Here is a 6,215-nt window from a genome sequence, read left to right as displayed (position 1 = left end):
CCCGCACGCACTTCGGGCCGAACGGGTCGACCGACCCTCCGGTGACGACGACGGCGGCGGCGCCGGCCGCCTCGGCCGTGCGCAGGAGCGTGCCCGCGTTGCCAGGGTCGGCCACGCCGGCGAGCACGAGCACGAGGTCGGCGGCCGCGTCGTCGAGCACGGCGGCGTCGGCGCCGGGGCGGGGGGCGACGGCGAGCACCGGCTGGGGGGTCACCGTGCCGGCCACCCGCTCCAGCACGCCGGGGGCGAGCAGGTGGACGGGCACGCCGGCGGCCGCGGCCCGCGCCGCCACCGGCGGCAGGGCGCCGCCGGCGGGCACGAACACGGCCTCGAGGGCCAGGCCGGCGTCGAGGGCGTCGCCGACGAGGGTCGGCCCCTCGACGAGGAAGGCCCGCTCCTCCTCCCTCGCCCGCCGGCGGGCGGCCAGGCGCCGCAGGCGCTGGACGCGCGGGTGCCGGGCCGACAGCCCGGCCGGGGTGGCGGACAGGGTGGCTACGGGGCCTCGGCCACCGCGGCGACGGCGATGGGCGCGACCGGCTCGGTGGCGGACAGGGTGGCTAGGCGGCCTCGGCCACCTTGACGAGGGCGGCGAAGGCGGCCGGGTCGGTGACGGCCAGGTCGGCCAGCACCTTGCGGTCGATCTCGACCTCGGCGCGGCGCAGGCCGCTGATGAACTGGCTGTAGCTCATCCCGTGCTCCCGGCAGGCGGCGTTGATCCGCTGGATCCAGAGCTTGCGGAACTCCGCCTTGCGGGCCCTGCGGTCGCGGTACGCGTACTGCAGGGAGTGCATGACCTGCTCGTTGGCCGACTTGAACGACCGGCTCTTGTTGCCGTAGTACCCCTTGGCCCGCTCCAAGGTGGTCCTGCGGTGCTTCTTGCTGTGGACGGCCCGCTTGACCCTGGCCATCGAAGGGCTCCTTTCTGCTTCCGGTGGGTGGTCGACGCGGCCGTCAGAGGCCGAGGAGGCGCTTCACCTTGTCGCGGTCGCCGGCGTGCATCTCGACGTCGCCGGCGAGGCGACGCGTCCTCGTGGACGCCTTCTTCTCGAACAGGTGCTGGCGGAACGCCCGGCGGCGCATGATCTTGCCGGAGCCGGTCACGCGGAATCGCTTGGCCGCGCCCCGGTGGGTGCGCATCTTGGGCATCTCTCGGTCTCCTCCTCGGGTGGTGCTAGGTGGCGTCGCTGGCCGCCGGCTGGGCCGGACGGGCCGGTGCGCCCGGAGCGGCCGGCGCCTCGGCCGTCCGCGGCCGGCGGGGCGCCCCGCCGGTCTGGGCCTTCCGGTCGGGGGCGAGGACCATGATCATGTTGCGGCCGTCGAGCTTCGGCATGACCTCGACCCGGCCGACGGGCCCCGTGGCCTCGGCCACCTTGTCGAGGATCCGCTTGCCGAGCTCGGGGTGCTGCATCTCCCGGCCCCTGAACATGATCGTGACCTTCACCTTGTGGCCCTCGGCGAGGAACTTCTCGACCTTCTTTGTCTTGGTGTCGAAGTCGCCCGTGCCGATCTTGGGCCGGTACTTCATCTCCTTGATGGAGATGTTCGTGCTCTTGCGGCGGGACTCCTTGGCCTGCTGGGCCGCCTCGTACTTCCACTTGCCGTAGTCCATGATCCGGCAGACCGGTGGGTTGGCCTGCGGCGCCACCTCGACCAGGTCCAGGTCGAGGTCGCGGGCGATGGCCAGCGCCTCTGGCAGTGGCTTGATGCCGATCTGCTCGCCGGTGGGCGACACGAGGCGGACCTCACGAGCCCGGATGCGGTCGTTGATGCGGGGCTCGTTGCCGCCGGGCGGCGTGGCTATCGCCGATCACTCATCATCGATGAGGGTTCCTCCTGGTCGTCGGTCGGGACCGCCGCCTGCGGCTCCATCCGGCGGAAACGCGAAGCGGCGGGTGCCAGGAAGCGGCACCCGCCCAACCGGTGCCGATGGCACCGGAGCGAGATGGCGTACCCGGCGCACCCTGAGGGTGGCCAGGTGGGGGCCCGGGCCCCGCTTCCTGCTCGGTTGTGCGCCCTAGGGTAGCAGCATGAGCAGCTTGTGGACCCCTGGCGGCGAACACCCGGTCGACCGCGACCGGGGCGGGCCGGCCCCCGGCCCCGGGCCGGTGCCGGGCGCCGAGGAGCTGTCGCCGGAGGACGAGGAGCGGGCCATGGCCATGGCCGAGCAGCTGGCCGAGGCCCAGCGGCGCCTGGCCGAGGTGCCGGCCGCCGTCGTCGTCGCCAACCACGTGATGGGCCTGTTCGAGCTCGGGGCCATCCACCTCGGCCAGCAGCCGCCCAACCTCGTCGAGGCCCGCCTCGCCATCGACGCCATGGGCGCCGTGCTCGACGGCCTGCGCGGCCGGCTCGGCCAGGACGAGACCACCCTGCGGGCCGCCCTCGACCAGATCCGCCTCGCCTACGTGCAGCTCCAGTCCCAGGCCACGACGACCGCCGGCGGCTCCGCCGGGGCCGACCAGGGCTAGCAGGCGCCCGGCGCCGCTAGGCGGGGCGGAGGCGGGTGGCCTCCCAGCGGCCGAGGCGGCCGGGGACGACGTCGTAGGCGACCGTGGCGCCGACGGGGATCGTGCGGGAGCCGTCGACGATCGCCGTGCAGTGGAAGAAGCGATCCTCGCCGGCCTCGCCGTCGTCGCGGACGGTGCCGTAGCCCTTCTGCTCGTCGAAGGCGACGACCACGCCGGTGACCGTGCGGAGCTCGTTCAATGGACGATCTTCGCCAGCGGGACCTCGAGGATGTCGGTCGCCCCGCGGTCCTTCAGCGCCGGGATCAGCACGTTGATCTCGGACTTGGGCACGACCGTCTCGACCGCGTAGCCGCCGTCGTCGCCGAACAGCTGGGACACGGTCGGCGACTTCATCGACGGCAGCAGGTCGATCACCTCCTGGAGGCGGTCGGCGCCGACGTTGAGCTTCACCAGCACCTTGCCCCTCGCCTCGAGCGTGCCGTCGAGCAGGGTCTGGAGCTGGCGCATGGCGTGCTGGCGGTCGGGGTCGGCGTAGCTCGCCGGGTTGGCGATCAGCTCGGTGAACGACACGAGGATCGTGTCGACGATCTTCAGGCCGGCCGCCCGCAGGGCCCGGCCGGTCTCGGTGATGTCGACGATGCAGTCGACGATGTCGGGCACCTTGGCCTCGGTCGCCCCGTAGGACAGGCGGATGTCGGCGGCGATGCCCTTGCGCTCGAAGAACCGCCGGGTCAGCTCCGGGTACTCGGTCGACACCCGCACGCCCTGGGGCAGGTCGTCGACCCGGTCGACCCCCGAGTCCCTCGGCACGGCGACCACGATCCGCACCGGCCGGGCGCTGGCCTTCGAGTAGTGGAGCTCGCCGAGCTTGACGACGTCGCTGCCGGTCTCCTCGATCCAGTCCCGCCCGGTGATGCCGAGGTCGAACAGGCCGTCGGCGACGTAGCGGGGGATCTCCTGGGGCCGCAGGATGCGGACCTCGGCGACCCGGGGGTCGTCCACGGTGGCCCGGTAGTCGACGTCGGAGCTGCGGTTGACGGCGAGGTCGGCCGCCTCGAACAGGTCGAGGGTGGCGCGCTCGAGCGACCCCTTGGGCAGGACGATGCGGAGCACGCGCTCAGCGGACGGCGGCGGCGAGGGCGGCCAGCACGGGCAGGCCGATCGTGAGCGCGAACCCGACGAGGGCCGCCCTCCCCCGCTGGCGGTCGAGGGCGTCGTAGCCCCCGCCGATCTCGGCGTGCCGCCAGCTGAGGCGCACGCCGTCGGCCGCCACCTGCTCGCCGACGAACAGCCGGTTGCGGAACGGCACGTCGCTCATCCCGACGCCCGCTTGGGCAGCTGGCGCAGCAGATCGGCCATCTCGATGGCCGTCTCGGCCGCCTCGTAGCCCTTGTTCCCGGCCTTGGTCCCGGCCCGCTCGATGGCCTGGTCGACCGTCTCGGTGGTGAGCACGCCGAACACGACCGGCACGCCGGTGTCGAGCGCGACCCTGGCCAGCCCGGCGGCGCACTGCCCGGCCACGTGCTCGTAGTGGCCGGTGGCACCGCGGATCACGGCGCCCAGCGCGATCACCGCGTCGTACTCGCCGGACTCGGCCAGGCGGGCGGCGACCAGCGGGAGCTCGAAGGCGCCGGGCGCCCATGCGACCGTGATCGACGACTCGTCCACGCCGTGGCGGACGAGGCCGTCGCGGGCCCCGGCGAGGAGGCGCTCGGTGATCAGCCCGTTGAAGCGCCCGCAGGCGACCGCGACCCGCAGCCCGTCGCCCCGCAGCTTGCCCTCATAGGACGTCATCGAGGCCCTCCAGGAGATGACCCATGCGCTCGCGCTTGGTGCGAAGGTACCGGATGTTCTCCGGGTTGGGGGCGGACACGAGCGGCACCCGCTCGACGATCTGGAGGTTGTAGCCCTCGAGCCCGCCGTACTTCTTCGGGTTGTTGGTCATGTACCGCATGGTCGTGATGCCGAGGTCGACGAGGATCTGCGCGCCGATGCCGTACTCGCGGCTGTCGACCGGCAGGCCGAGCTCGAGGTTGGCGTCGACCGTGTCCCGGCCCTGGTCCTGCAGGCTGTACGCCCTGATCTTGTGGCCGAGCCCGATGCCCCGGCCCTCGTGGCCGCGGAGGTAGACGAGCACGCCGAGGCCGGCGTCGGCGATCTTCGCCATGGCCGCGTCGAGCTGGACGCCGCAGTCGCAGCGCAGCGAGCCGAACACGTCGCCGGTGAGGCACTCGCTGTGGACCCGGACGAGCACCCGCTCCTCGCCCTGCACCGCCCCCTTCACGAGGGCGACGTGCTGCTCGCCGTCGAGGAGCGACTCGTAGACGTAGCAGGTGAAGTCGCCCCAGTCGGTCGGGATGCGGGCCTCGGCCACCCGCCGGACGAGCTTCTCGTTCTGACGCCGGTAGCGGATCAGGTCGGCGATGCTGATCATCACCAGCCCGTGCTCCTTGCAGAACGCCTGGAGCTGGGCGCCGCGGGCCATCGTCCCGTCCTCGTTGACCAGCTCGCACAGCACGCCGGCCGGGTAGAGGCCCGCCATCGTGGCGAGGTCGACGGCCGCCTCCGTGTGGCCGGCCCGCTTGAGCACGCCGCCGGGCGCGGCCCGCAGCGGGAAGATGTGGCCGGGCCGGTTGAGGTCGGACGGCCGGGTGGCCGGGTCGATCAGCGCCCTGATGGTGGCCGCCCGGTCGGCGGCGGAGATGCCGGTGGTGGTCCCGGTCCTCGCGTCGACGCTGTAGGTGAACGCCGTGCGCTGGGACTCGGTGTTGTCCCTCACCATGAGCGGGATCTGGAGCTCGTCGAGGCGCTCGCCGGTCATCGGCACGCAGATCACGCCGGACGTGTGGCGCACGAAGAAGGCGATCTTCTCCGGCGTGGCCGCCTCGGCCGCCATGATGAGGTCGCCCTCGTTCTCGCGGTCCTCGTCGTCGACGACGACGACGATCTCGCCCCGGCCGATGGCGGCGACCGCCTCGGTCACGGCGGCGAAGCGCATGTCGATCCTGTCGATCACGTCCGACCTCCCAGCAGGCGCTCGACGTACTTGGCGACCACGTCGACCTCCAGGTTGACCCGGTCGCCCGGGCGGCGTCGGCCGAGGGTGGTGACCTCGGCGGTGTGCGGGATGACGGCGACGGTGAACCCGTCGGCCCGGGGCTCGACGACCGTGAGGCTCACGCCGTCGACGGTGATCGACCCCTTCTCGACCACGTAGCGCCCGAGGCCGGCCGGCATGCGCACGGCCAGGTCGGGCGCCGGCTCGACGACCTCGCCGACCCCGTCGACGTGGCCCTGCACGAGGTGGCCGCCCAGGCGGTCGGCCAGCCGGACGGGCCGCTCCAAGTTGACCGGCGACCCGGGCGCGAGGTCCCCGAGCGTGGTCCTCGCCAGCGTCTCCTCGCTCAGGTCGGCCTCCCACCAGCCGTCGCCCATGGCGACGACCGTGATGCACACGCCGTTGACGGCGATCGAGGCGCCGATCTCCGCGTCCTCCAGCACGGTCGAGGCGTCGATGCGCAGCCGGCCGCCGTCGACGGCGGCGACCGACCCCAGCTCCTCCACGATCCCGGTGAACATCAGGCCCGCTCCAGCTCCACCCGCACGTCGTCGCCGACGCGCCCGACCGACACCACCCGCCCGCGCCAGGCGTCGCCGATGGTGGCCGCGCCCGGCCCGGCGAACAAGCCCCGCCCGCCCTCGCCGCCGACCAGGGCCGGCGCCAGGTACAGCACGTACCGGTCGACCACG

General features: G+C 73.2%; 11 protein-coding genes. 1 reads left to right on the top strand and 10 read right to left on the bottom strand.

Annotated elements, in window-relative coordinates; all coding sequences use genetic code 11:
* The 4 genes from VGB14_06295 to infC form a co-directional block, all read right to left on the bottom strand.
* Positions 1-325 (bottom strand): TrmH family RNA methyltransferase (locus tag VGB14_06295; protein HEX9992517.1); only part of this gene is annotated, 325 nt, incomplete at its 3' end.
* A 232-nt stretch (positions 326-557) separates the two neighbouring features.
* Positions 558-908, bottom strand: coding sequence for a 50S ribosomal protein L20 (rplT, locus tag VGB14_06290; protein HEX9992516.1), 351 nt, complete (start codon positions 906-908; stop codon positions 558-560).
* Between the two features lie 43 nt (positions 909-951).
* On the bottom strand, positions 952-1,146 hold the full coding sequence (rpmI, locus tag VGB14_06285) for a 50S ribosomal protein L35 (GenBank protein ID HEX9992515.1): 195 nt from the start codon (positions 1,144-1,146) through the stop codon (positions 952-954).
* A gap of 25 nt (positions 1,147-1,171) precedes the next feature.
* The gene (infC, locus tag VGB14_06280; GenBank protein ID HEX9992514.1) at positions 1,172-1,768 is read right to left on the bottom strand and encodes a translation initiation factor IF-3; all 597 of its coding nucleotides are present in this window, start codon (positions 1,766-1,768) and stop codon (positions 1,172-1,174) included.
* Positions 1,769-2,027: 259 nt separating this feature from the next.
* Between infC and VGB14_06275 the strand changes: the two genes are divergently transcribed.
* Positions 2,028-2,465, top strand: a complete 438-nt coding sequence (locus tag VGB14_06275; GenBank protein HEX9992513.1) for a hypothetical protein — start codon at positions 2,028-2,030, stop codon at positions 2,463-2,465.
* A gap of 16 nt (positions 2,466-2,481) precedes the next feature.
* On the opposite strand, the gene VGB14_06270 is transcribed toward VGB14_06275, so the two are convergent.
* Genes VGB14_06270 through VGB14_06245 form a run of 6 tightly spaced genes read right to left on the bottom strand, consistent with a single transcriptional unit; the run spans position 2,482 to position 6,044 of the window.
* Positions 2,482-2,703 carry a cold shock domain-containing protein gene (locus VGB14_06270; protein HEX9992512.1) on the bottom strand — a complete coding sequence of 74 codons (222 nt, stop codon included), beginning with the start codon at positions 2,701-2,703 and terminating at the stop codon, positions 2,482-2,484.
* The gene (hisG, locus tag VGB14_06265; protein ID HEX9992511.1) at positions 2,700-3,578 is read right to left on the bottom strand and encodes an ATP phosphoribosyltransferase; all 879 of its coding nucleotides are present in this window, start codon (positions 3,576-3,578) and stop codon (positions 2,700-2,702) included. Before hisG ends, VGB14_06270 begins: the two co-directional genes overlap by 4 nt.
* Positions 3,579-3,582: 4 nt before the next feature.
* Complete coding sequence (locus tag VGB14_06260) at positions 3,583-3,783, bottom strand: hypothetical protein (GenBank protein HEX9992510.1); 201 nt, start codon at positions 3,781-3,783, stop codon at positions 3,583-3,585.
* Positions 3,780-4,259 (bottom strand): 6,7-dimethyl-8-ribityllumazine synthase, encoded by a 480-nt coding sequence (gene ribE / locus VGB14_06255; GenBank protein ID HEX9992509.1) that lies wholly within the window; start codon positions 4,257-4,259, stop codon positions 3,780-3,782. Before ribE ends, VGB14_06260 begins: the two co-directional genes overlap by 4 nt.
* The gene (locus VGB14_06250) at positions 4,246-5,481 is read right to left on the bottom strand and encodes a bifunctional 3,4-dihydroxy-2-butanone-4-phosphate synthase/GTP cyclohydrolase II (GenBank protein ID HEX9992508.1); all 1,236 of its coding nucleotides are present in this window, start codon (positions 5,479-5,481) and stop codon (positions 4,246-4,248) included. Before VGB14_06250 ends, ribE begins: the two co-directional genes overlap by 14 nt.
* On the bottom strand, positions 5,478-6,044 hold the full coding sequence (locus VGB14_06245) for a riboflavin synthase (protein ID HEX9992507.1): 567 nt from the start codon (positions 6,042-6,044) through the stop codon (positions 5,478-5,480). The genes VGB14_06250 and VGB14_06245 overlap by 4 nt, the downstream gene beginning before the upstream one ends.
* Between the last annotated feature and the right edge of the window lie 171 nt (positions 6,045-6,215).

Source organism: Acidimicrobiales bacterium (genome assembly GCA_036399815.1).
GTDB lineage: Bacteria > Actinomycetota > Acidimicrobiia > Acidimicrobiales > DASWMK01 > DASWMK01.
Note: the sequence above shows the minus strand (reverse complement) of the source record. Positions and strands in the feature narration are given on the sequence as shown.